Source organism: Paenarthrobacter sp. NPDC089322 (genome assembly GCF_040684895.1).
Classification (GTDB): Bacteria; Actinomycetota; Actinomycetes; order Actinomycetales; family Micrococcaceae; genus Arthrobacter.
In genome coordinates this window covers 48,617-72,205 of the sequence record NZ_JBFBGW010000022.1, presented here as the reverse complement: position 1 = coordinate 72,205, position 23,589 = coordinate 48,617, and the positions used below count along the sequence as shown (strand labels likewise).

General features: G+C 63.2%; 24 protein-coding genes and 1 tRNA gene. 11 read left to right on the top strand and 14 right to left on the bottom strand.

Features of this window, described 5'->3' with window-relative positions; translation table 11 throughout:
- Positions 1–13: 13 nt before the first annotated feature.
- The 5 genes from AB0N65_RS18130 to AB0N65_RS18110 are packed head-to-tail and all read right to left on the bottom strand — an operon-like array spanning position 14 to position 3,612.
- On the bottom strand, positions 14–706 hold the full coding sequence (locus AB0N65_RS18130) for an urease accessory protein UreF (RefSeq protein WP_364164791.1): 693 nt from the start codon (positions 704–706) through the stop codon (positions 14–16).
- The gene (gene ureE, locus AB0N65_RS18125) at positions 687–1,160 is read right to left on the bottom strand and encodes an urease accessory protein UreE (protein WP_364164788.1); all 474 of its coding nucleotides are present in this window, start codon (positions 1,158–1,160) and stop codon (positions 687–689) included. The genes AB0N65_RS18130 and ureE overlap by 20 nt, the downstream gene beginning before the upstream one ends.
- Before the next feature lie 6 nt (positions 1,161–1,166).
- On the bottom strand, positions 1,167–2,912 hold the full coding sequence (ureC, locus tag AB0N65_RS18120) for an urease subunit alpha (protein ID WP_364164786.1): 1,746 nt from the start codon (positions 2,910–2,912) through the stop codon (positions 1,167–1,169).
- The gene (locus AB0N65_RS18115) at positions 2,909–3,301 is read right to left on the bottom strand and encodes an urease subunit beta (RefSeq protein WP_364164783.1); all 393 of its coding nucleotides are present in this window, start codon (positions 3,299–3,301) and stop codon (positions 2,909–2,911) included. Before AB0N65_RS18115 ends, ureC begins: the two co-directional genes overlap by 4 nt.
- 8 nt (positions 3,302–3,309) lie before the next feature.
- Positions 3,310–3,612: an urease subunit gamma gene (locus tag AB0N65_RS18110; protein WP_364164780.1), complete on the bottom strand. Its 303-nt coding sequence runs from the start codon at positions 3,610–3,612 to the stop codon at positions 3,310–3,312.
- Between the two features lie 132 nt (positions 3,613–3,744).
- Here AB0N65_RS18110 and AB0N65_RS18105 point away from each other — a divergent pair, with 132 nt between their 5' ends.
- Both AB0N65_RS18105 and AB0N65_RS18100 read left to right on the top strand, forming a co-directional pair.
- Positions 3,745–4,242, top strand: coding sequence for a transporter substrate-binding domain-containing protein (locus AB0N65_RS18105; RefSeq protein ID WP_364164777.1), 498 nt, complete (start codon positions 3,745–3,747; stop codon positions 4,240–4,242).
- Complete coding sequence (locus AB0N65_RS18100) at positions 4,239–5,243, top strand: cation transporter (protein WP_364164774.1); 1,005 nt, start codon at positions 4,239–4,241, stop codon at positions 5,241–5,243. Before AB0N65_RS18105 ends, AB0N65_RS18100 begins: the two co-directional genes overlap by 4 nt.
- A 16-nt stretch (positions 5,244–5,259) precedes the next feature.
- Here the strand turns inward: AB0N65_RS18100 and AB0N65_RS18095 are convergent, their stop codons facing one another.
- Positions 5,260–6,261: a LacI family DNA-binding transcriptional regulator gene (locus AB0N65_RS18095; RefSeq protein WP_364164771.1), complete on the bottom strand. Its 1,002-nt coding sequence runs from the start codon at positions 6,259–6,261 to the stop codon at positions 5,260–5,262.
- 215 nt (positions 6,262–6,476) lie between these two features.
- Between AB0N65_RS18095 and AB0N65_RS18090 the strand changes: the two genes are divergently transcribed.
- A complete protein-coding gene (locus AB0N65_RS18090; protein ID WP_364164768.1) occupies positions 6,477–6,770 on the top strand; it encodes a hypothetical protein in 294 nt (97 codons plus the stop codon).
- 90 nt (positions 6,771–6,860) lie between these two features.
- Positions 6,861–7,235 carry a hypothetical protein gene (locus AB0N65_RS18085; RefSeq protein ID WP_364164765.1) on the top strand — a complete coding sequence of 125 codons (375 nt, stop codon included), beginning with the start codon at positions 6,861–6,863 and terminating at the stop codon, positions 7,233–7,235.
- Here AB0N65_RS18085 and AB0N65_RS18080 read toward each other — a convergent pair.
- A complete protein-coding gene (locus AB0N65_RS18080) occupies positions 7,232–8,764 on the bottom strand; it encodes an alpha-N-arabinofuranosidase (RefSeq protein ID WP_364164763.1) in 1,533 nt (510 codons plus the stop codon). The genes AB0N65_RS18085 and AB0N65_RS18080 overlap by 4 nt on opposite strands.
- A 232-nt stretch (positions 8,765–8,996) precedes the next feature.
- Positions 8,997–9,069: transfer RNA gene (locus AB0N65_RS18075), tRNA-Lys, on the bottom strand.
- 135 nt (positions 9,070–9,204) lie between these two features.
- Here AB0N65_RS18075 and AB0N65_RS18070 point away from each other — a divergent pair.
- From AB0N65_RS18070 to AB0N65_RS18060, 3 genes are all read left to right on the top strand, one after another.
- Positions 9,205–9,864 (top strand): hypothetical protein, encoded by a 660-nt coding sequence (locus AB0N65_RS18070; RefSeq protein ID WP_364164760.1) that lies wholly within the window; start codon positions 9,205–9,207, stop codon positions 9,862–9,864.
- Between the two features lie 466 nt (positions 9,865–10,330).
- Entirely contained in the window at positions 10,331–10,948 is a 618-nt protein-coding gene (locus AB0N65_RS18065; protein WP_364164757.1) for a nuclease PIN, read from the top strand.
- A gap of 4 nt (positions 10,949–10,952) precedes the next feature.
- Positions 10,953–11,966, top strand: a complete 1,014-nt coding sequence (locus AB0N65_RS18060) for an inorganic phosphate transporter (RefSeq protein WP_364164841.1) — start codon at positions 10,953–10,955, stop codon at positions 11,964–11,966.
- Positions 11,967–12,123: 157 nt separating this feature from the next.
- Here AB0N65_RS18060 and pstB read toward each other — a convergent pair whose 3' ends face one another.
- The 4 genes from pstB to pstS all read right to left on the bottom strand — a co-directional run bounded on the left by pstB (position 12,124) and on the right by pstS (position 16,256).
- Positions 12,124–12,903 (bottom strand): phosphate ABC transporter ATP-binding protein PstB, encoded by a 780-nt coding sequence (gene pstB / locus AB0N65_RS18055; RefSeq protein ID WP_364164754.1) that lies wholly within the window; start codon positions 12,901–12,903, stop codon positions 12,124–12,126.
- A gap of 54 nt (positions 12,904–12,957) precedes the next feature.
- Positions 12,958–14,061, bottom strand: coding sequence for a phosphate ABC transporter permease PstA (pstA, locus tag AB0N65_RS18050; protein WP_364164751.1), 1,104 nt, complete (start codon positions 14,059–14,061; stop codon positions 12,958–12,960).
- Complete coding sequence (gene pstC / locus AB0N65_RS18045) at positions 14,062–14,994, bottom strand: phosphate ABC transporter permease subunit PstC (RefSeq protein WP_364164748.1); 933 nt, start codon at positions 14,992–14,994, stop codon at positions 14,062–14,064.
- Between the two features lie 140 nt (positions 14,995–15,134).
- Positions 15,135–16,256 carry a phosphate ABC transporter substrate-binding protein PstS gene (gene pstS / locus AB0N65_RS18040; protein ID WP_364164745.1) on the bottom strand — a complete coding sequence of 374 codons (1,122 nt, stop codon included), beginning with the start codon at positions 16,254–16,256 and terminating at the stop codon, positions 15,135–15,137.
- A gap of 236 nt (positions 16,257–16,492) precedes the next feature.
- Here pstS and AB0N65_RS18035 point away from each other — a divergent pair, with 236 nt between their 5' ends.
- The 4 genes from AB0N65_RS18035 (at position 16,493) to disA (ending at position 21,103) form a co-directional block, all read left to right on the top strand.
- Complete coding sequence (locus AB0N65_RS18035) at positions 16,493–17,620, top strand: FUSC family protein (protein WP_364164742.1); 1,128 nt, start codon at positions 16,493–16,495, stop codon at positions 17,618–17,620.
- A gap of 98 nt (positions 17,621–17,718) precedes the next feature.
- A complete protein-coding gene (gene radA / locus AB0N65_RS18030; RefSeq protein ID WP_364164739.1) occupies positions 17,719–19,092 on the top strand; it encodes a DNA repair protein RadA in 1,374 nt (457 codons plus the stop codon).
- 53 nt (positions 19,093–19,145) lie between these two features.
- Positions 19,146–19,769 (top strand): Pr6Pr family membrane protein, encoded by a 624-nt coding sequence (locus AB0N65_RS18025; protein ID WP_364164736.1) that lies wholly within the window; start codon positions 19,146–19,148, stop codon positions 19,767–19,769.
- A 257-nt stretch (positions 19,770–20,026) separates the two neighbouring features.
- The gene (gene disA, locus AB0N65_RS18020) at positions 20,027–21,103 is read left to right on the top strand and encodes a DNA integrity scanning diadenylate cyclase DisA (protein WP_364164733.1); all 1,077 of its coding nucleotides are present in this window, start codon (positions 20,027–20,029) and stop codon (positions 21,101–21,103) included.
- 58 nt (positions 21,104–21,161) lie between these two features.
- On the opposite strand, the gene AB0N65_RS18015 is transcribed toward disA, so the two are convergent.
- The gene (locus tag AB0N65_RS18015; RefSeq protein WP_364164730.1) at positions 21,162–21,890 is read right to left on the bottom strand and encodes a hypothetical protein; all 729 of its coding nucleotides are present in this window, start codon (positions 21,888–21,890) and stop codon (positions 21,162–21,164) included.
- 98 nt (positions 21,891–21,988) lie between these two features.
- A complete protein-coding gene (locus AB0N65_RS18010) occupies positions 21,989–23,449 on the bottom strand; it encodes a protein adenylyltransferase SelO (protein WP_364164727.1) in 1,461 nt (486 codons plus the stop codon).
- Between the last annotated feature and the right edge of the window lie 140 nt (positions 23,450–23,589).

Genomic DNA, 23,589 nt, shown 5'->3' with positions numbered 1-23,589 from the left:
TTCTCCCGGTTCGCTAGCTCATGAACATGCGGGCGCGTTGCCGTTCGTGCCGCATCTGTGAAATTTCCAGTCCTGGGCTCACGGCCCCAAGGTCGTCCCAGCAGAGGTGCGGGACAGCTTCGAAGGCGGCAGCAACGGCGTCGTGCGCGTCCCTCAGCACGCGCTGGCCGGCGTTTTGGCCGAGCGGTATGGCCCGCACGGCGTTTTGCGTAAGCGACGTAACGGTTGCGAACAAATACGCAGCGAGCGCCTCGTCGAAAGGAACGTTCAGCGACCGGGCGATGACACCAAACGCCAAGGGCTGATGCCCCACTGCACCACCCTCCCGAACGAGCTCACGATAAGCATCGAGGTCAGGGGAAGGAAACACCTCACCGCCGATTTCCAGCAGCCGTCCACCCATCTTTAGGGAAGCCTCCCGCCCCTCCCGAGCCAACAAACACCCGGACAAAACCCCATCCAACAAGCCCGCATCCGCCCCCTCATAAAGAAAGCGAATGGCCAACCCATCGCAATAAACCAACTGTTGCCGCACAAAAACAGCCAACCAGGAGCCAAAACTCCCCTCATCCGAGACCACCCCGCGCTCGATATACGTCTCAAACCCCAGAGAATGAGCAAACGCCCCAGTAGGCAGAGCAGAGTCAGTCAACTGCTGAAGAGCCAAACGGACTTCGGGCACACGCTTAGTGCGAATGCCCAGCATGGCGGAACGGCACCGGCATGACCCGCTCCTGCCGGTCGTAGGGCACGCCGACATGCTTGAGGTACTCCTCGACGGTGTGGTCGTACTGGCACACCATGACCTGGGCCTTGTACTCGGACGATTCATCGAAGAATTGCACCTGCAGATGCCGGTTGCCGAGCGTGTGTGCCACGACCCCCATTTCGTGAATGCTCCTTGGCGCAATGACCAGGACGTCGGTTGGCAGCACGGAGATGACGATGACGTTGGTGTCGTCGATGGCGAGGATGTCGCCGTCGCGGAGGTCGCCGGTTCCGGTGGGGAGGCGCAGTCCGAGTTCTTTGCCGTGGTCGGTGGTGACGCGTTGGATGCGTTTGACCAGCAAGGCGCTGGGGAGCACCACTTTTTCTTTGTGGTGCCTGTCGAACAAGCGGGGTTGTTCATGCAGATTGCCGAGGATTTTTTCGATGATCATGTGGTCCTAGAAGAGGAAGTAGCGCTGGGCCATGGGCAGCACTTCGGACGGCTCGCAGGTGACGTCGACGCCGTCGACCGTCACTTTGTAGGTTTGGGGGTCGACGGCGATGTGCGGGGTTTCGCCGTTGTATTTCAGGTCCGCTTTGCGAAGCCGGCGGATGCCGCTCACGGGCTTGATGACGCGTTGGAGACCGAGTTTGCCCGGCACTTCGGCGTCGATGGCGGCTTGTGGGAGGAACGTGATACACGTCCGTTGGAGAGCCTTGCCGTATGTGCCGAACATGGGCCGCATAGTGCGGGGCTGCGGTGTGGGGATGGAGGCGTTGGAGTCGCCCATGAGGGCGTAGGCGATCTGGCCACCCTTGATGACGAGTTCCGGTTTCACGCCGAAGAAGGCGGGATCCCACAGCACCAGGTCAGCGAATTTTCCTTCTTCCACTGAGCCGATGACGTCTGCCATTCCCTGGGCGATGGCCGGGTTGATGGTGTATTTGGCGATGTACCGTTTGAGCCGGAAGTTGTCGGATTCCGCCCCCAAGCCTTCCGCTGCGCCGTGTGGAGCCCCAGTGGGGTCGTGAAGCACTCCCCTCTGGCGTTTCATGGCGTCGGCCACTTGCCAGGTGCGGGTGATGACTTCGCCCACCCTGCCCATGGCTTGGGAGTCCGAGGATGTGATGGCGAAGATCCCCAGGTCATGGAGGACGTCCTCCGCAGCGATGGTCTCGGTACGGATTCGGGAATCGGCGAAGGCCACGTCTTCGGGGATGTCCGGATTGAGGTGGTGGCAGACCATGAGCATGTCCAGGTGCTCTTCGATGGTGTTCCTGGTGTACGGAAGGGTTGGGTTGGTGGAGGCGGGCAGGACGTTGGGCAGTCCGGCGATCTTGATGATGTCCGGCGCGTGCCCGCCTCCGGCACCTTCTGTGTGGAAGGTGTGGATGACGCGGCCGTCGATCGCTTTGATGGTGTCTTCCACAAAGCCGCACTCGTTGAGGGTGTCCGTGTGGATGGCTACCTGAATGTCGTATTCGTCGGCAACGCGCAGGGACATGTCGATGGACGACGTCGTTGAGCCCCAGTCCTCATGGACTTTGAGCCCGACGGCACCAGCGCGGATCTGCTCCGCGAGGGGCTCGACGGCGGAGGCGTGGCCCTTCCCGAGGAGGCCGATGTTGACCGGGAGCCCTTCAGCTGCCTGAAGCATCCGTGAAATGTGCCATGGACCCGGTGTGACCGTGGTGGCCTTGGTGCCTTCGGCGGGACCAGTGCCTCCCCCGACCATGGTAGTGATGCCGCTGCACACGGCTGTGGGCACTTGTTCGGGCGAGACGAAGTGGATGTGGGTGTCGATGCCGCCTGCGGTCAGGATTTTCCGTTCGCCGGCAATGATCTCCGTACCGGCACCGATCACGATGTCCACGCCATCGGTGATCTGCGGGTTTCCGGCTTTGCCGATTTTGAAGATGTGCCCGTCCTTGAGCGCCACGTCCGCCTTGTAAATCCCGGTGTAGTCAAGGACGACCACGTTGGTGATCACGGTATCCGGAACATCCTCGGCATGGGTCACTTGGCCGTTCTGTCCCATGCCGTCGCGGATCACCTTGCCGCCACCGAACACGACCTCCTCGCCGTAGATCGTGTGGTCGTGCTCGATTTCAAGGAACAGTTCCGTGTCGGCCAGCCGAATGGCGTCGCCTGTCGTCGGACCGTATAGCTCAGCGTATTGCCGGCGGGAAATTTCGAAACTCACCCCTGGTCCCCTCCCGTTTCTGCTGCGACGCCCGGGCGGTCCGGCCTGCCGTGGCGAGTGCCGCCGTCGAGCGTTCCATTGACGGCGTTGCTCAGCCCGTACACCTCGCGCGACCCCGCCAGCTCGATCAGCTGGACGGTTCTCCGGTCGCCCGGTTCGAAGCGCGCGGCGGTGCCCGCCGGGATGTCGAGGCGGCGGCCGTAGGCGGCCAGGCGGTCGAATTCCAGGGCGCGGTTGGCCTCGGCGAAGTGGAAGTGCGAGCCCACCTGAACGGGCCGGTCGCCGCGGTTTACGACCTCGACGGCGACCGCCTCGCGTCCGCTGTTGCACTCAATGGCGCTGCTGCCTTCGTCTAAGTCGGGCCGGAGCCTGTATTCGCCGGGAATCAACGGAGCTCCTATCGGATGGGGTCGTGGACGGTGACGAGTTTGGTGCCGTCCGGGAAAGTGGCCTCGATTTGGACGTCGTGAATCATTTCCGGGACCCCTTCCATGACATCTTCGCGGCGGAGCAGCGTGGTCCCGTAGCTCATGAGTTCAGCCACTGTTTTGCCGTCCCGGGCGCCTTCGATGAGCTCATAGCTGATGATCGCCACGGCCTCCGGATAGTTGAGCTTCAGCCCCCGCGACTGCCGCCGGCGGGCGAGGTCAGCAGCCACCACGATCATGAGTTTCTCCTGCTCACGGGGCAAAAGATGCACGGATCCTCCTACTGCGCTGGGGCATGGCCTGATAAGTGACCAGCGTAGGGAGCGGACGTTTCGGCTGCGTTTCCACAGTGTCTCAGGCAGGGGTCGGCCGGGAACGTGCGGCCCGTGCCTATAGTGGGGGTCATGAGCGCAGGATGGAGGCGCATACGGCGTCGGTTGATGGCGGTTCTGCCGGGGGTTGCCCTGGTGGTTTTGGCGGGCTGCGCTGCCGTGCCGACCGATCCCAACGGAACCCTGGATCGGGCATCCGATGGCGTGCTTCGGGTCGGCGCCAGCCCCAACGGGGACTTTGTAGTTCTTTCCCCGTCAGGCGAGCCGGAAGGTTCCGATGTTGAGCTGATCCGTGACTTCGCTGCCGGGCTTGATGCGCGGGTGGAATGGAGCACGGGCGCTGAACATGTTCTGGCCGAGCGGGTTGAACGTGGCGAACTGGACGTGATGATCGGTGGGCTGCGCCAGGACACACCGTGGGAAAAGCATGCCGCACTGACCCAGCCCTACGCCGAGACGGAAGACGCCCGCGGGAAGAAACACACGCACGTCATGCTCGCGCCGAGAGGCGAGAACGCGTTTCTCCTGAAACTCGATGCCTTCTTGAAGGAAGCACAGGGCGGCAAATGAGCGATCAGCGTGCAGATACGCGCCCCCGGTTCGGCCACACCCAGCTTCCGCCTGAACAACAGGCCGCCCTGCGGAAGGCGATTCGCTTCGAGTGGATCACCATCGGATTCCTTGCAGTGTCAACGGCCATGATCTATCTCCTGCTGGGAAACTCCCAGGCCATGAAGGCTGCCTGGGTGGAAGACGTACTTTCCTTCCTGCCCCCGTTGTCCTTCCTGATCGCCGCCCGCGTGATCCGGAAGCGGCCCAGCGAAGAGCACCCGTACGGTTTCCACCGTGCCGTGGGCGCAGCCCACCTCGTGGCTTCCGTGGCCTTGCTGATCATGGGCGCATACCTGATTGTCGATTCCGGTATTGGGCTGATATCCGCCGAACATCCCACTATTGGCGGCTTCGATTTCTTCGGCCAGACGATCTGGCTTGGCTGGGTGATGATCGTCGCGATGCTCCTGACCGCCGGGCCTCCGGTGTACCTGGGGCACGTGAAGATGAAGCTCGCGGAGACTTTGCACGACAAAGTCCTGTACGCCGACGCTGACATGAACAAGGCCGACTGGCAGACGGCCGTCGCCGCGGCTGCGGGTGTGGCCGGGATCGGCATTGGCTGGTGGTGGGCAGATGCCGTGGCGGCACTCATCATCTCCGCGAGCATCCTCCACGACGGCATCCGCAATACTCGCGCCGCCATCACGGCCCTCATGGACAAGCGCGCCAGGACGTACGACGACGCGCACCCGCACCCACTCGGCGAGCAGATCGACTCCTACCTGGGCAGCCTGCCTTGGGTGGAAGCCGCCAAGTCGCGGATCAGGGACGAAGGGCACGTGTTCCACGTGGAGTCCTTTGTGGTCCCCGTGGACCGCATGCCCACGCTGGACGAACTGGAAACGGCCAGGAAGGCATGCATCCGCTTGGACTGGAAAGCGCAGGACATGGTGCTCATTCCCGTGTCCACGTTGCCCGGCGAGTTCTTGCCCGGGGTCCCGTCCGGACGGAACTGACCTTAAGGAACTGACGCTACGGCGCGGACTGCCTGACCCGCAGCGAGAAGGCAGCTTCCGGCTGCTCCACCGCGTTGACGCCCCTGCCTTCGATCCGGCTGATAAGAAGTTCGACGGCGCGCTCCGCAATTTCCGTACGGCCAGGCGCCACCGTGGTCAGCGACGGCGACGCGAACCGCGACTCTTCGATGTCGTCAAACCCGGCAACGGCGATCTCCCCAGGGACCTTCTTCCCGCGTACCAGGAGCTCGTGCAGCGCGCCCAAAGCCACGGCGTCGTTGAGCCCGAACACGGCATCAAACTCCACCCCGCTGTCCAGTAATCGCGCAACCGCAGCCGAACCGCCGTCGCGCCTCCAGTCGCAAGGCACCACGAGCGCGGGATCGTACGGTACGCCGGCGGCAGCGAGCGCAGCCTTGTACCCGGTGAGGCGAAGGCCGTTGCTGCCGGTGGTGTCGCCGTCGTTCGCTCCGAGGACGGCTATACGACGGCGGCCGGCTGACAGCAGGTGGGTGGTCACGGCGGCTGCCGCCTGGTGGTTCTGGATGAGCACCATGTCCAGGCGGGGGTCCTGGACGAATTCGCCGAGGAGGACCAGCGGTTTCTTCTCTGCAGCCTGGATGATGTGGTCGGCGTCGAGGGCCAGCGGGATGAAGAGGAGTCCGTCCGTGAGGCTGCGGAATTGGCCTTGGAGTGCTGCCTTTTCGTGATCGGCCTCGTTGCCCGACTGCTCAACGAGGACCCGGTAACCGCGTGCCCAGGCTGCCTTCATGATGTCCGAGGCGAGCTCGGCGTAGTACGGGATGGAGAGGTCCGCCAGCACCAGCCCCAGCATGTTGGTCTTTCCGGAGCGCAGGCTGCGGGCGGTCAGGTTGGCCTCGTACCCGAGTTCCTCAATGGCATCGAGGACCCGTTGTTTGGTGGCCGGCCGAATGAATTCGTAGTTGTTGATGACGTTCGAGACCGTCTTGAGCGAGACCCCGGCCGCCCGGGCGACGTCGTTCATCGTGACGGCCATCTATGTACTCCTCTGGTTGCCTTGTTCAGGTTGGGTTGCTGAAACACATCGTTGCAGATCAGGGCTGTTTGGGTGGGCTTTTGTGCTCGTTCACTGTTGCCTCCGGGGCTCTTGATAGGCGCTCGGGAGCCAAAAGGCTATGATTAAAAATCACAAGGAAGTCTAGCGATCTTGGGGAATCGGCCGCCCACCCGAACCATTGGAAGCCGCGGACCATGAGCTTGGACATCATTGAACTTGAGCAGAGCAAGGGACTACTCAGAGTGCTGACGGCGGCGGATATCAGCACCGAGTCGCTGTGGCTCTATTACTTCAGCATCGGCGGATCCGTGTCCGAGTACGAAGTAGAGGCGTACGTGCAGGGCATTTTCTCCCTCCCCGAACTGGAACGCGACCTCCTGGCTCTCGCTGCGAATGAACTCTCGGACACTCTTTCATGGCCACGCGCGCCTTTCGCGGATGAACTTCCTGGGGCAAGGAAGCAACGCCGGGAAACCGGTCCGGCCTAGCTGTCACACATCGCTCATCCCCATGCAACGCCCCCGCAACAAACATGCGAGAGGCTGGGGCCAACGAACAGGCCAGCCGAGGGGACAGACATGAGCATCGCGAACCGGGATCTATTCCAGGCACTGAAAATGCAGGCGAGTTTGGCGGAAGCTTTCGGCACCTTGCCGGGCACCAACGAGCAACCTCATGCCCTGTCTCCGGGCCAATACATTGAAGCGTGGCACAACGGCCGCCTCTACCATCGCGGAACGGTGCTCAAAACAGTTGCCGGGACCGACCTCTTCTGGTTGCAGGACGACGCCGGAAAACGACGGCTCCTGGATATGGAATCCCTGGAGATCGTCGCTGCGGATGGAGAGGCTCCGGCACCCGGCAACGTGGCGCCGGAGCCCGCCCAAACCGCCACGGTCACGCCGATCTCGGTGTACCCCTTGTTCCACGACGGCTCGCAGGCCATTGCCTAAGGCAGCTGCAACCGGATCATGCTCCAGGAAACCGCCGGCAGTTCGGCGGTGAGCCGACCGCCGTCGAGCTTTACGCTGACGTTCTCCGACGGCAGGACCGACGTCGAATCATCAGCGGTCGCCTGCCAGTACGGGTCCTTGTTGGTGTACGTCACCGCTTCGATGATCCCGGTTGGGCTCAAGCTTGCGACGGCGGCGTCGAGCGTCAGCGCGTCAGTCGCCGAACGGTTCACGGCGAACACCACGGCCTCCTTGGCCTCGGCGTCGAAAGTCGCCACGGCCGAGAGCGATGTGAACCCGGACGTCTTTTCGCTGTCCAACTGAGGGGATTCGACGGCGAGGTTCAGCACAGTGCCCGACGCATGGCGCGAGGTGAGCGCGAAGGGGTGGAACGTGGTCTGCTTCCACGAACGTCCGCCGGGCTCGGTCATGATCGGGGCGATGACGTTGACGAGTTGCGCGAGGCTTGCCGAGTGGACGCGGTCCGTGTTGCGCAGAAGGGTGATCAGCAGGTCGCCCACCACCACGGCATCGGCGACTGTGTAGCGGTCCTCGAGCAGGACGGGAGCCACAGGCCAATCGGCCCCCGTGGGTGCCTTCGATTCGTCGCGGGAGATATGCCACACGTTCCACTCGTCAAAGGAGATATTCACTTGCTTCTCCGACTTGGTGGCTGACTTCACGTGGTCGATGTGGGACACGAGGTCTTTGATGAACGCCTCCATCCGGTGCCCTGCGGACAGGTGCTCCTGGAGGTCGCCGAAGTCCTCGAAGTACTGGTGCGCAGAGATCAGGTCCACGAGCTCGTAGGTTTCCGTGAGGACCACGCGCTCCCACTCGCCAAACGTTGGCATGGTGGGCGCGGAACTGCCGCATGCTACGAGCTCCAGGTCCGGGTTCACCATGCGCATGGCACGGGCAGTCTCCGCCGCAACCCGCGCATATTCGCCGGCCTTCTTGTGCCCGATCTGCCAGAAGCCGTCCATCTCGTTGCCGAGGCACCACATCTTGATGTTGTGGGGTTCAAGCGCTCCGTTGGCTTTGCGCTGTTCGGAGAGGGCCGTACCGCCCTTGATGTTGCAGTATTCCAGGATGTCGAGGGCTTCCTGGGTTCCCCTCGTTCCGAGGTTGACGGCCATCATCGGCTCGACGCCGGCTTTCTCGGACCACCTGGCGAATTCGTCCACGCCTACGAGGTTGGGGTCGGTGGAATGCCAGGCAAGGTCGAGCCTGGCGGGGCGCTGGTCCAAAGGGCCGACGCCGTCTTCCCAGCGGTAGCCGGACACGAAGTTGCCGCCAGGGTACCGGACGGTGGACACGCCGAGTTCCTTGGTGAGCTCCAGGACATCGGAACGGAAACCGTCTTCGTCAGCTTTCGGGTGGTCAGGCTCAAAGATCCCGGTGTAGACGCAGCGGCCGAGGTGCTCGACGAACGCGCCGAACGTCTTCCTACGGACCGGACCCACGACGAACGCGGGGTCGATGGTGATTTTGGCGGCGGGGATTACGGGGGTTTCTGGGGTTCCCAAGGGGGCGTCCTTGTCTGTGGGGTTTGTTTCAGCTTGTACAACGTTGTAGAAACAATGCTGCGGGTTTCCCGGCGTGTGAGTCAAGGGATTTCTTGGATGCGTCTTGCCCGGCACCACACCCTGTTCGCACAACCCCGCCTTGTAGGTGGGGTCGTGCGAACAAGGGCGGGAGATCTGCAGCGCGGAAACGAGAACAGGCCGGAGACTCAACGTCTCCGGCCTGCGGGGAGGGTGGGCCCTGTGGGGATCGAACCCACGACCCACGGATTAAAAGTCCGATGCTCTACCAACTGAGCTAAAGGCCCCTCCAGCTGTCGAAACAGCCATAAATACTGTACCCCAAGGTCAAGCCCACATATGAATGGAAGCCTCGCCAAGCACAAACCGAGCCTAAGCAACCGTTACTCGACCGCACCAGAGCACAGGAGTACGGTGAACTCATGAGTGAACAGCAAGGATCACGTGCGTACGGCGGAGCGAACAGGCACCACAAGCCCAAGCCCTTCGCGCCTATCGATTTTGAGCCTTTCGCCGGCGGAGCGGATCCCGCCCGCGTCTCCGAGGCGGCACACCTTGCGGCCCAAGCACTGGTTAGACGCGGACGCGACAGCGACGATCCCAAAGTCACCCGACGCCTGGTGAAGCTCGCAGACGAACAGGGCCTCGAAGCGATCGCCGAGATGTGGGCCGAGAGCCCCGCGCGTTCACTTCCGGGCGCGCTCTGGAGGCTCTACGCCCTCCGCGCGGCAACCATCCAGAACCCCGAGCGCATCTCCGTCTATTTCAGGGCAGGACGCGACACCGCCCAAGTATCCAACGTGGTTGCCGGCGCTGCAGAACCGCCCGGAGCAGACGAAATGAAAACCATGGCGGACGCCATTTTGTCCGGCGCCTTTGATGGAGATTTCGACGTCGCGCTGGAGCGTTCCGCTGCTTTCTGCAGGGTTGTGGCACTGGGCCAGGCGACCATCGCTGACGGTGCGGAACACAGCAACGAAGGCCATGCAAGCAAGCTCACGCGCAACTCCCACCAGTTGGTGAAAACTGCTGAGGACTTGGAACACGCAGCGAACGCGTGGCGACTCGGAGAGCTGGATTAGGACGGAAAAAGCCTCGAACCTACCCACTTCAGGCCGCCGCTGTCAATGTTGACTTAGCCGCGGTGCCGTAGAAAACTAAAACTGGTGTCGAACCGCGAAACCCCCGGGCTTCAACTTATAGCCGCTTCGAGCGGCCTACCGCCGAGAGGCGTATCCGGTTCGGCACCATTTTTATGCCCGGACAAGGATTGAGCCCGGCACCCGAGCGCCGGCAGCCGTCAGGCCCGTGATTTTCGCTACATCGCTGGCAGGCCGCCACCTTGGTGAATTGGTTGACAGGCCAAGTATCTCGGGGTCCGGACGGGAAGTTCACCCAAGCGCACCGCCCTTAGCTAGGCAAAAGCGCCACGTAACGGCCCCCCGAACTTAGCTGCCGCCGTCGACGACCCGGTAAAGTTGGGACCGAAACGGGCAGCGTCAAGTCAAGCAGCCCGCTGCCCCGTCCGTCTCCAGCCCCGGAAGCGATATGAAGCTGCGCCTTTTCCCCCAGGAACCTGCCGGGCTGGTACTGCTCGCGCAGATGGCCGGCGTTATTGTGGCCGCCACCGGAACGCTCTCCGAGATCCTCGGTGCACAGTCGAGTGAGCATGAGCGACTTACTGAGGAACTGCACGAGCACGAGTCGAAGTCCCTGGATCTGCACTTCGCCCTCCTGACGCATATGCGTACGAGCTTCGTGAACCCCCTCCCCCGGGAGGACATGTACACACTGTCCCGCCACCTCAACGAGGCCATGGAAAAGCTGGATGCCGCGGGTGAGCTGGTTGCCCTCTATAAGCTGGAACGGCTGCCCAAGCGCGCGGCAGACCAATTGGAAATCATCAGCCGCCAAGCCGAGCTGACAGTGGACGCCATGCGCAAACTGGAGGACCTCGACGAGCTCGAGGATTACTGGATCGAGATCCTCAGGCTCGCCAAGCGGGCGGAACGAACGCATCGCACTTGGGTTGCCGAGATGCTGAAGGACATGAAGTCCACGCAGTACTCCCGGCACCGGGATGTCGCCAATCAGTTGGTGGAAGTCACCAAGGACATGCGGAAGATCGCCACGCAGGTAGGCAGCATCATCGTCAAGGAATCATGACGTGATAACTGCAATCCTGTTCCTGGTGGTGGGCTTGGCCGCAGGATTCGCGTTCCTCAACGGATTCCGCGATGTCTCCAATGCCGTAGCGCTCTCCACCCGGACCCGCGCGCTGACGCCGTCCGTGGCAGTGCTCCTGGCCGTAATTTTCAACTTCGTTGGCGCCATGCTGAGTGGCGGTTTTGTGCTGGCCTTCACCCAGGGCTGGATCTCCCTGCCCTCGGGGATCAGCGGGCTGACCATGCTGGCGTCTGCGTTGACCGCGGCCATTCTGTGGGGAGTTTATGCGTGGTGGCGGGGCATACCCCTGTCATCCACGAACTCGCTCATGGGTGGTCTGGTCGGAGCGGGTGGAGCAAGCGTCCTGGTGGGCGGAAACTTCATAGATGGTGTGGACTCCGCGCTGCTGGGGCAAGTGGTGTTGCCGCTGCTGGTCTCCCCGGTGGTTGCCTTTGTGGCGGCGTACCTCCTGGTCTGGCCCGTGACGTGGGCCGCACGCTACGCCCAACCAAGCGTGATCAACCGGCGCTTCCGGCGGGCCCAGGCGGTTTCGTCAGCGGCTGTCGCTTTCGGCCACGGCCTGCAGGATGGCCAGCGCACGACGGCGGTGCTCTTGCTGGCGCTCGTGGCGGCGGGATTGGATTCGGGAGACAACGTCCCGTTCTGGACACTGCTCCTCACGGCCGTCATGCTCACCGTGGGAACGTTGTTCGGTGGATGGCGCATTTCCCACACCCTCGGCTACAAGCTCATCAGGATCGATCCCCAGCGTGGCTTCGTGGCGCAGACGCTGACGTCCGTGATGCTTTTCGTGGGCGCCATCGGGCTGCATTTCCCGCTGTCCACCACCCACACCCTCACGGCCTCGGTGCTCGGCGCGGGTATCAATCAGCGTTTCCACGTGGTGAACCGGAGGGTCGTGCGGCGGATTCTCCTGTTCTGGCTCGCTACGCCGCTCGTCACCGCAGCCATCGCGTTCATCCTTGAGCTGGCGTTCTCACCCCTCGCGGACCTCTAACCCCAACTGGGTCGCATTTGTGCGCGTTCTGGACGTCCAAAACGTGCTTAACTGCGACCCAGTTGGGTACAAAAAAGCGACGGCGGCCGTACCCCCAAGGCGACGGCCGCCGTCGTTATGTGCCGACTCCCCCCAAGAAGCCGGAGCCTGAAAACCCTTATCCGAAGCGGCCGGAGACGTAGTCTTCCGTGGCCTTCTGGGAGGGGTTGTTGAAGATGGTGGTGGTATCGGCGAACTCGATGAGCTTGCCGGGCTTGCCGGTGCCGGCGATGTTGAAGAACGCGGTCTTGTCGGACACGCGGGCAGCCTGCTGCATGTTGTGGGTCACGATCACCACGGTGTACTGGTCCTTGAGCTCGTTGATGAGGTCCTCGACGGCCAAGGTGGAGATCGGGTCAAGGGCGGAGCAGGGCTCGTCCATGAGGATCACCTGGGGCTCCACGGCGATGGCGCGGGCGATGCAGAGACGCTGCTGCTGGCCACCGGAGAGACCTGAACCGGGCTTGTCCAGGCGGTCCTTGACCTCGTTCCACAGGTTGGCACCGACGAGGGACTTCTCAACGAGAGCATCGGCTGCACCCTTGGAGATCTTCTTGTTGTTCAGCTTCACGCCGGCCAGCACGTTGTCGCGGATGGACATGGTGGGGAACGGGTTGGGGCGCTGGAAGACCATGCCCACCTGGGTGCGGACGGTGACGGGGTCCACGCCGGGGCCATAGAGGTTGTCGCCATCCAGCAGGACCTCGCCCTCCACACGGGCCCCGGGAAGGACCTCGTGCATCCGGTTCAGCGTGCGGAGGAAGGTGGACTTGCCACAGCCGGACGGGCCGATGAAGGCCGTAACGGACTTGGCTTCGATGTTGATGTTGACGTCCTGCACGGCAAGGAAGCTGCCGTAGTAGACATTCAAGTCCTTGACGTCGATGCGCTTAGACATGGTGTTCCTTTGTTCCTTGGGGGTTGGAAGTTTAGTCGGGGCAACCGCTCGCGGCTACCGGCCCGTCTTCGGAGCGAAGAGACGGGCGATGAGGCGGGCTCCGAGGTTCAGGAGCATCACCAGGATGATCAGCACCAGTGCGGCGCCCCATGCACGCTGGTCCGAGGGACCGGGGTTGGACGGCGACGTCGGGTTGAGGATCTGCGTGTAGATGAACGTGGGCAGGGAGGCCATCCAGCCGCTGAACACGTTGTTGTTGATGGTGGTGGCGAAGCCGGCGGTCACGAGGATCGGGGCGGTTTCGCCGATAACGCGGGCGATCGCCAAGGTGACACCGGAAGCGATGCCGGAGATCGCCGTCGGAATAACCACCTTCATGATGGTCCGCCACTTGCGGACGCCGAGCGCGTAAGAGGCCTCGCGGAGCTCGTTCGGGACGATCTTGAGCATTTCCTCGCTGGAGCGTACAACCACCGGGATCATCAGGACGGAAAGCGCGACGGCGGCTACCGCACCGGTCTTGGTGCCGGGGCCCACGAGTGCGAAGAAGAATGCCGCAGCGAAAAGGCCGGCCACGATGGACGGAATGCCGGTCATGACGTCCACGAAGAACGTGATGGAGCGGGCAAGCGGGCGGTCGTTGCCGTATTCCACCAGGTAGATGGCGGTCAGCAGGCCCACCGGTACGGAGATGACGGTTGCAAGGAGCGTGATCTGGATGGTGCCGAGGAGGGCGTGGTAGATACCGCCGAGGACCCTGGTGCCTTCTTCCACGGACTTGTTATCCACTACACCCGTGACACCGTTCATGGACGTTCCCAGGAAACCGGGGGTCACCAAACCGGGCAGGCCGTTGACCAGCACGGTCCAGATCACCGAGACCAGCGGGAGGAGCGCGATGAGGAAGGCGCCCACCACAAGGCACGTGGCAAGCTTGTCTTTGGCTTTGCGGGCTCCTTCAACGGCACCGCTCCAGGAGACAAGGCCGACGGTGAACAGGATGGCGGAGACCAGGCCCCAGCCGAAAGCATTGAAGCCGATGAGGGCAAGGATGGCCGCGCCCACAATCAGCGCAACGGCCAGGACGATGTAGGGCGCGAACTTGGGCAACTGGCCCTTCGTGAGCGCAGAGCGCTTGCGGACTACTGTGCTGGACATTTAGTTGGCTCCCGAGAATTCTTTGTGCTTGGAGATGATCCAGCGCGCAACCATGTTCACGCCAAGGGTGATGACGAACAGCACCAGGCCGGCGGCGATCAACGTGTTCACCTTGATGCCGCTCGCTTCGGGGAAGTTCAGGGCGATTTCTGCAGCAATGGTTTGGTTACCGGACTGAATCAGGCTTGCCGTCAGCGCACCTGATGACAGGACCAGCGCAACGGCCATGGTTTCGCCAAGAGCACGGCCGAGGCCCAGCATGACGGCGCTGATAATCCCGGGACGGCCAAACGGGAGCACGGCCATCTTGATCATTTCCCAACGGGTGGCTCCCAGGGCGAGCGCGGCTTCCTCGTGCAGCTTGGGGGTCTGCAGGAAGATTTCGCGCGAGAGGGAGGTGATGATGGGAAGGACCATGACGGACAGGACGATGCCGGCGGTCAGGATGGTCTTGCCGGTGGCGGATGCCGGGCCTTGGAAGATCGGCAGCCAGCCCATATTGTTGGCCAGCCAGTCGTAGGCCGGGGAGATTTCCTTGGCCAGGAAAGCCGCACCCCAGGCGCCGTAAACAACGGAGGGGATGGCAGCGAGCAGGTCCACCACGTAGCCAAGCCCCGAAGCCAGCCGGCGCGGGGCGTAGTGCGAGATGAACAGTGCAACGCCGATGGCCACGGGGGTGGCGATGACGAGGGCGATCACGGCGGCGATGAGCGTTCCCACCACGATCGGGGCGATGTAGGCGAAGAAGCCGTTGCCGCCTTGGATGTCCTCGGCAGGCGCAACGAGTGCAGGGATTGCCTGCACCACAAGGAACAGGGCGACTCCGAAGAGAACCGCCAGAATCAGGCACCCTGCGGCCATTGCGGCCCCGGAGAAAACCTTGTCCCCGGCGCGACCGGCGCCTTGGGAGGTTGTCAGGGAGTTGGTGGTCACTTCACGATCCTTCAGTCTGGTGTGAACTGGTCTTACATGGCTAGTTCCCTGCCCCGCGGGAGCGGCTCATTTCGCAGCCACTCCGCGCGGGACAGGGAACTTCGGTGTTCAGCCGGGTTCAGGCAAACCCGCGGGAAACCTTAGGCCTTGGCCTTGATGGTTTCGATGGCGGCCTTGGCCTTGTCCTGCAGCGTCTTGGAGAGCGGTGCGGACTTTGCGGCGTCAGCAGCGGTCTTCTGGCCCTCGTCGGAAACGACGTAGGTTTCAAAGGCCTTGACCAGGTCAGCAACTTCCTTGGTTTCGTAGGTTGAGCACACGACATGGAAGGAGACCAGAACGATCGGGTAAGCACCCTCTGCTTCAGTCTTGCGGTCCAGCTTGATCGAGAGGTCGTTGGCGCCGCGGCCTTCAACCGGCGAACCGGCGTCAACAGCCTTGGCTGCAGCATCTGCTGAGATCGTGGTGAAGGAAGAGCCAACCTTGATCTGCGCGGTGCCCAGCTTGCCGGAAACAGCGGAATCGTCGGCGTATGTCACGGCACCCGGGGTGTCGGTGACGGTCTTGACCACGCCGGAGGTGCCCTTGGCGTTCTCGCCCTTCAAGCTTTCAGGCCAAACGCCGGATGCCTTGTCCGTCCATACCTCGGGAGCAGCAGCTGCCAGGTAGTCGGTGAAGTTGGTGGTGGTGCCGGAGTCGTCGGAGCGGTTCACGGGGGTGACCTTGAGGTCCGGAAGGGTGACGCCTTCGTTGAGGGCGGCGATGGCGGGATCGTTCCAGTTGGCGATTTCGCCGCGGAAGATCTTGGCGACCGTTGCGGCGTCGAGCTTCAGCTCGGTGATGCCGGGGACATTGAAGGCGACGGCGATCGGGGAGATGTAGACCGGGATGTTCAGCGCACCCTCGGGACCGCACTTTTCCTTGGAGGTGGCGTACTCTTCGTCCTTCAGGTACGCGTCGGATCCGCCGAACTGGGCCGAGCCGTCGAGGATGGCCTTTCGGCCTGCGCCGGAGCCGTCCGGGGAGTACTGAACGGTGGCGCCCTGGTTGGCCGCGGAGAAGCCGGCCTTCCATGCGTCCATGGCAGCGCCCTGCGCGGAGGAACCAACGCCGGTCAGGGTACCGGTAACCTTGGTGCCGGAAGCAGCGGACTGGGTGCCTGCAGTGGTGCCGGTTGCGTTGTCAGAACCGCAAGCGGTGAGCGCGAGTGCGCCTGCTGCGATGACCGCGATTGCCGCGTTGCGGCCGAAGTGAGTTGCCTTCACTTGGATGTGCCCCTTCCAGGGATTCTCTGATGCGAGCCGAACGGAGATTTCGGCGTGCGTGAGCTGTGGACCTTTTGTGCCTTTACTGAAGGTAAGGAGCGCAGGTAACGGGATCTGCTGGGAAAAGTTAACGGAAGGTGAACGACGGCGGACCATTGGGTTATGTGGCGCGTCGCACCTTGAGTGGGGCCCGAGTCTCCGTTTGGGGAAGCTGTTCCACAAATAGACTGGGGGGCATGGCTGCCGTGAAGGGACTTTCCGTAAGCAAGAGATTCCTGCGTGCAAGGTTCCGCACAGGGTTGGTCCGCAGCCGCAATTCCCTGGTTCCGGCCATCCAGATGACCGTATGCGCAGTGGGCGCCTATGCGTTCGCGGAATATGTGCTCGGCCATCAGGGGCCTCTGTTCGCTGCGACGTCGTCACTGATCGCGTTGGGTTTCTCACGCGATCCGCGCCTGCGCCGCGTGGTGGAAGTTGGCCTTGGCTGCACACTCGGGATCGTCGTTGGTGATTTGCTGCTTCACTGGCTGGGCGCCGGGATCCTGCAGGCCGCCGTCGTGCTTCTCTTTTCCATCCTGTTGGCCAGGTTCCTGGACAGCGGGACGATCTTCACCACCCAGCTCGGACTGCAGTCGCTGCTGGTGGTGCTGCTGCCGGCGCCGGCCGGCGGGCCGTTTACGCGAAGCCTGGATGCCGTGATCGGCGGCGTCTTCGCGCTCCTGGTGACCATCCTGGTGCCGAAGGATCCGCGCCGGGAGCCACGCAAGGATGTCCAGAAGATCCTCCATGAACTTGCCGAGGTGCTGCGCGAGTGTGCCAAGGCAATGATCGAGAGCGACTCCACGGCTGCCTGGCATGCGCTGATCCGGGGCCGAAATTGCCAGCCGCTGGTGGACAGGATGCGGCAGACCCTGCGGGCGTCGGGCGAGGTGGCTACGCTGGCACCAGCGCACCGGCGGCACAGGGACGAGCTCGCAAGCTTGGAACATTCCCTTGAGTACATTGACCTTGCGCTCCGAAACAGCCGCGTTTTCGCGCGCCGGCTCACCAGCGCCATCAACCATGCTGCCCTCTCCGACGAAGCCATCGACAGCATCTCGGAAGTGCTGCAGGAGACGGCTGCGGCCGTTGATGAACTGACCATCGGACTGTCCGAGCAAAGCGAGGGCGCCCGCCGGGTTCACCTGCGACGGGCCAGGACGGACCTCACCATGGTCGCGTCAAGGCTGCACCCCAAGATGCTCGATGTCCAAAAGCTCGAGGGCGAGACCGTGGTGATGCTGTTCAGGCCCCTCATGGTTGACCTGTTGGAGGCGAGCGGGCTGGAATCGGATGAGGCGCGGGCGGTGCTGCCTCCGCTCTAGGGCGCCGAGTTGGCAATTAATGACAGTCCCACGGCCTGGCATTGGCATTAAGTGTCATCTCGCGGATACTGTCGGTCCCCGCCACTACGCTTGAACCCATGGCTTCAAAGACCTCCCGTGCGTCCAAAACACCCGCTTACAAGTGCGCCGAATGCGGCTGGACCGCCATCAAGTGGGTGGGCCGCTGCGGTGAATGCCAGGCGTGGGGCACCGTTGAGGAGTACGGCGCCACGGTAGCGCGTACGACGGCGGCCGCTACAGTCTTGGAGCCGGCCCGCCGCATCGCTGAGGTAGATGGGACGACGGCCGCATTCCTTCCCACGGGCGTGGATGAGTTGGACCGCGTTTTGGGAGGAGGCCTCGTCCCGGGTGCCGTGATCCTGCTCGCCGGAGAACCCGGCGTCGGGAAGTCCACGCTGTTGCTGGACGTCGCAGCGAAATTCGCGCGGACCGGCCAGGACGTCCTGTACATCACCGGTGAGGAGTCCGCCGCGCAGGTGAAGCTTCGTGCGGAGCGGATCGACGCCGTTGCCCACACGCTCTATCTCTCGGCCGAGACTGACCTGGGCCAGGCACTGGGCCAGGTGGAGAAGCTCGAGCCGAAACTGCTGATCGTGGACTCCGTGCAGACGCTGAGCAGTGCGGACGTGGAGGGCAGTGCCGGAGGCGTGTCGCAGGTGCGGGAGGTGGCTGCGTCCATCATCGCCGCTGCCAAACGGCGGAACATGACCACGCTCCTGGTGGGTCACGTAACCAAGGACGGAAACATCGCGGGGCCCCGCCTGCTGGAACACCTGGTGGACGTCGTCTGCCAGTTCGAAGGTGAGCGGCACTCCCGGCTTCGACTGCTCCGCGCAGTCAAGAACCGCTATGGGGCTACGGATGACGTCGGGTGTTTTGACCTGAACGAGGCCGGCATCGAAGGGCTCGCGGACCCCAGCGGCCTGTTCGTTTCGCGTACGCGTGAGCCCGTTTCCGGAACGTGCATCACCGTGACCATGGAGGGCAGGCGGCCACTGCTTGCTGAGGTCCAGTCGCTCCTTGCCGACAGTGCCAACGCACAGCCCCGGCGTGCCACCAGCGGGTTGGAAAGCTCGCGCGTAGCCATGCTGCTCGCCGTCCTGCAGCAGCGGGCCGGCTGCATGCTCCACAAAGACGATTCCTATGTGGCAACCGTGGGCGGAGTGAAGCTGAGTGAACCTGCCACGGACCTTGCTGTTGCCTTGGCCGTTGCGTCCGCGAAGTCCCGGAAGGCTCTCCCCCAGCGGCTTATCGCTTTCGGCGAGGTTGGCCTGGCGGGTGAAGTCCGGCCTGTTCCGGGAATCAACCAACGTATCCAGGAAGCCCATCGCTTGGGCTTCACGCACGCCATTGTTCCGGCTAGTCCTGCGGGCGCAGGCGTCATTCCGGATGGTTTCTCCGTGCGTGAAGTAGGGCATCTGGCAGAGGCGCTTGAGCTGCTGATCACGTAGCGTCCCGGGGTGTCGTGCCGCTGCAGAACTGCGGTTTCGGCAAGGATTGGGCCATGACCAAACGGACAGTGCTTATTGGGGGACGCTTTTTCTTTGGCCTTTTGACGTTGGTAGCGGTAGGAACACAGCTGGCAGTTCATCTGGGCTTGGGCTTCGACGTCTGGAACTTCTTCAGCTACTTCACAATCCTCTCCAACCTGTTCGCGGCCGTGGTCCTACTCATCAGCGGCTACAGGGTCCTGATCCGCAAACGCCCGACCGAAGCGGACGACGTCACCCGCGGCACAGCCACCATCGCCATGGCCATCGTTGGACTCGTGTTCGGTGCGTTGCTGGCCAGCGAAGACGTCGGCTCGATGCTGCCGTGGATCAACATTGTGGTCCACTACCTCATCCCCGTCGTCATGGTGGTGGACTGGCTTTTCCAGCCACCACGCGCAACGCTGCAGCCCAGGCACATTTGGTATTGGCTGCTCTATCCCATCGGATACCTCACCTACAGCCTTATCCGGGGACCCCTTGTGAACTGGTATCCGTACTGGTTCATCGATCCCGCCCGGGCAGGTGGGTGGGGCGGTGTGGCGGCCTTTGCTTTGGCCATCTCCGTCGGCTTCCTCGTGGTGAGCCTGGCGATGCTGTGGCTGGGCAACAAGCTAAAGCGGCAGGTTGATTACTAGGGCTTTAAGTACACCAATTTGTTATATTCGCCCACGTCAGCGGCAAAGTGGCCCTGAAGAACACGGTGAAAAGGGCACCTTCAGGACCGCTTCGGACACAACAAAATGAGCCACTTTGGGGCTTGCTGGTGCGGTTAACGGTGCTCGAAAGCCCTATCATGGTGCTAGTCGTCATTGGACCATTTTTTGCATGCGTCCGTTGATGCAGGATTCAGCTTGTCTGTGAGCCGTGGCTTGCACCTTCGAAGGGAAACCCTATGGCCCGGAGCCCGGAAGAATCGCTCAAGGCGACTCTGGCCAGAGTCGCACCCGGAACTCCTTTGCGCGACGGCCTTGAGCGCATCCTCCGCGGCCGTACCGGTGCGTTGATTGTGCTGGGCTCGGACCGGACCATCGACTCCATCTGTTCGGGCGGATTCGAAATCGGCATCGAATTCTCCCCCACAAGGCTGCGCGAGCTCGCCAAGATGGACGGTGCAATCGTGTGCGACAAGGACGCCAGCAACATCGTGCGGGCCGCCGTCCAACTCGTCCCGGACTCAAGCATCGAGACGCAAGAGTCCGGCACCAGGCACCGCACGGCCGAGCGCGTGGCCATCCAGACCGGAGTTCCCGTGATCTCCGTCAGCCAGTCCATGCAGATCATCGCGCTCTACGTGAACGGCCTGCGCCACGTCTTGGAGGGTTCGGAAAAAGTCCTCGCCCGCGCCAACCAAGCCCTCGCCACCCTCGAGCGGTACAGCGCCCGGCTCGATCAGGTCACCAGTTCCCTATCTGCCCTGGAGATCGAGGCTTTGGTCACCGTCCGGGACGTGGCCGTGACGTTGCAGCGGCAGGAAATGGTGCGCCGCATCTCCGAGGAAATCGCCCAGTACGTCCTGGAACTCGGCGAAGACGGCCGGCTCCTGTCCCTCCAGGTCGAGGAACTGACCATGGGCCGCGGTCCCGGCAGCGACATCATCATCCGGGATTACGCGGACCCGGATGCCACCCCGGAGGACATCGAGGAAGCGGTCCAGGCACTCCTCAACCTCGGGCCCACGGAACTCATCGACCTCAGCCGGATCGCCGGAATCATCGGCTTCGCAGGCGGCGTGGAACAACTTGACGCTGTGGTCCAACCCCGCGGGTACCGGCTGCTCTCCGGCCTGAAGTCAGTGCCCAAGGCTGTCGCCGACCGCTTGGTGGACTACTTCGGCGGTCTCCAAAACCTCATGGCGGCCACCATCGACGACCTCATGACCGTGGATGGCATCGGCGACCAGCGCGCCCGCACAGTCCGCGAGGGCCTGAGTCGCATGGCCGAGGCCAGCCTGCTGGACCGGTTCCTCTAGAAGCCGCCTCCCGCCGTCGGGCGTGCCAAGCGGCCGCCGTCGGGCGCTTTCCCCAACGTCAGTTCAGCTGGAAAACGGCCTTGGGGCTCGCCTTGTTTCCCAGCCGTGCCTCGAACGTGTAGTAGGCCCCGCCGGCGCCGGGCTTGGCGGTGATGGCACCACAGCCTTCCAGCGTGCGGTTGCGTTGCCAGGGGAAGTTGGCGGTTTCGCTCTTGCCCGGCTGGATGGTCTTGATGAGGTCCACACCGCCGGTCTGGCAGTCCTTGGACGAGAAGATCCGGTCCGAGCCGCTCATGATCACGTACTCCATTTGGGAAGTACCAACGTTGACCTCGCACGGAGCAGATCCGCCGTTGGTGATGGTCATGGTGAGCATCGGCTTTTCCTCGGCGCCGTAGGCGGGCTTGTCCGTTTTGGCAGCTACTGTCATAAGGTTGAAGTCGCAAACAGGAGTGGGCGACGCCGAGGGCGTCGTTGCGGCAGCGGCAGAGGTCGTGCCCCGCGGCGTTGGGTCGCTCGTTGCTACGGGTGTGCCGATGGCCTGCGGTTCCTCGCCGCCTGCCAGCGCGCTACTGATGGCCGCCACGCCACCCACCAGCAGCGCGATCACCAGCAGCAGCCCACCAAAGACAACAAGCCGACGACGGCGGTACACGGCGGGGCTGGGACGGCGCCTTTTTGTCGAGGTGCTTCCCGTACGGGCAGCCGGGCGGGATGTGGCGCGGGCAGCGCCACCAGCCGGCGCTGAACCGCGCGCGGTGGTCTTCTGCTTACCCTTGTTGGCCATGTTTCTAGGCTAGGCGCGGCTTGACGGGCGAACCTAACCTACACGCCGCCGGGCACCAATCCGGGGTTGTGTGACGTCCGCCATGCCAGTGGAACGGCTCAGGTTCCGCAGAAAGTCCTGTAGGGGCCGAAGCTGTCCGGTGCGGGTTCGGCATAACGCTCAAGCCCGGGTCGTTCGCTGTAGGGAGTCGCCACGGCCTCAAGCAACCGTTCCGCGGGGCCGGTGTCCCCTTGGGTAGCAGCCGCAAGGGCCTCTTCCACCAGGTGATTGCGCGGGATGTAGATGGGGTTGACCTGGTCCATGGCAGCGGCATCAGGTTCCAGGGCCCTCCAACGCTCAAGCCAGGCATCGAACGCTGCCAGGTCGAGCACCATGCGGCGGGCGGGTTCGGCGTCACCGCGGGCAGCTTTGCCGAGGTTGCGGAGGAACGATGTGTAGTCGGCCCGGGCCTCTTGGACCAGCTGAAGAAGCTCATCCACGAGGGCCGAAGCCTCATCATCATGGCCGCTGCCAAGCCCCAGCTTGGCTTTCATTCCCGCGAACCAAGCCGCACTGTACTGTTCGCGGAAACCTTGGAGTGCTTGCACAGCCAGGTCCACAGCCTGGTCCTGGTCCTCGTGGATCAGCACTGCCAGTGACTCAGCGAATCGGGCAAGGTTCCACTCGGCCACCAAGGGCTGGTTTCGGTACGCGTACCGGCCGGTTTCGTCGATTGAACTGTAGACCGCTCCGGGGTCGAAGCCTTCCATGAAGGCGCACGGGCCGTAGTCGATGGTCTCACCCGAGATGGTCATGTTGTCGGTGTTCATGACGCCATGGACGAAGCCCACCAGCATCCACTGCGCCACCAGACGGGCTTGGACGGCTATGACTCCCTTGAGGAGCGCAAGATACCGGTTCGACTCCCCCGCCGCGGAAGGGTGGTGGCGCTCGATGGCATGATCAGCCAAACGGCGGAGGAGATCCAGGTTGTTGGTGTTGCGGGCGTACTGGAAGCTCCCTACCCTCAGGTGGCTGCTGGCTACGCGGGTGAGGACTGCTCCCGGGAGAAGGGCCTCGCGCTGGACCGAACTACCGGTCGCGACGACGGCGAGAGACCTGGTGGTGGGAATGTTCAGCGCGTGCATCGACTCGCTCAGGATGTATTCGCGCAGCATCGGCCCCACTACGGCCTGGCCATCGCCGTTCCGAGCGAACGGCGTCCGGCCCGAGCCTTTGAGGTGGATGTCGCGAAGACGCCCATCCGCATGAGTGACCTCCCCGAGCAGAAGGGCCCGGCCATCACCCAGCCTGGGGGAGTACCAACCAAACTGGTGGCCCGCATACGCCTGCGCCACCGGGGTTGCCTCGGGCGGGACGTCGTTACCGATCAGGAAGCGTACGCCGTCAGGGCTGCGAAGGAAGTCAGGGTCCAGTCCCAGCTCTGCCGCGAGCGCTTCATTGAGCACCAGCAGCTGCGGGTCCGGAGCCTCTTCCGCGCGCCAGGGAATTGCCAACTCCTGGAAATCGCGGGCGAAGTGCCCCTGGAACGTGATGGTTGAATGCGCGATGCCACCCATCGTTAAAGAATACCTTCGGCTTTGGTCCGGCCCCGGGCCCTGGCTGCCCGGATGCAGGGGGCGCGCTCACGCCGGCGTCCATTACAGTGGATGGCAGCCTTCCGGCGGTCTTCCGCCGGCCCTGAATCACTGACCATGGG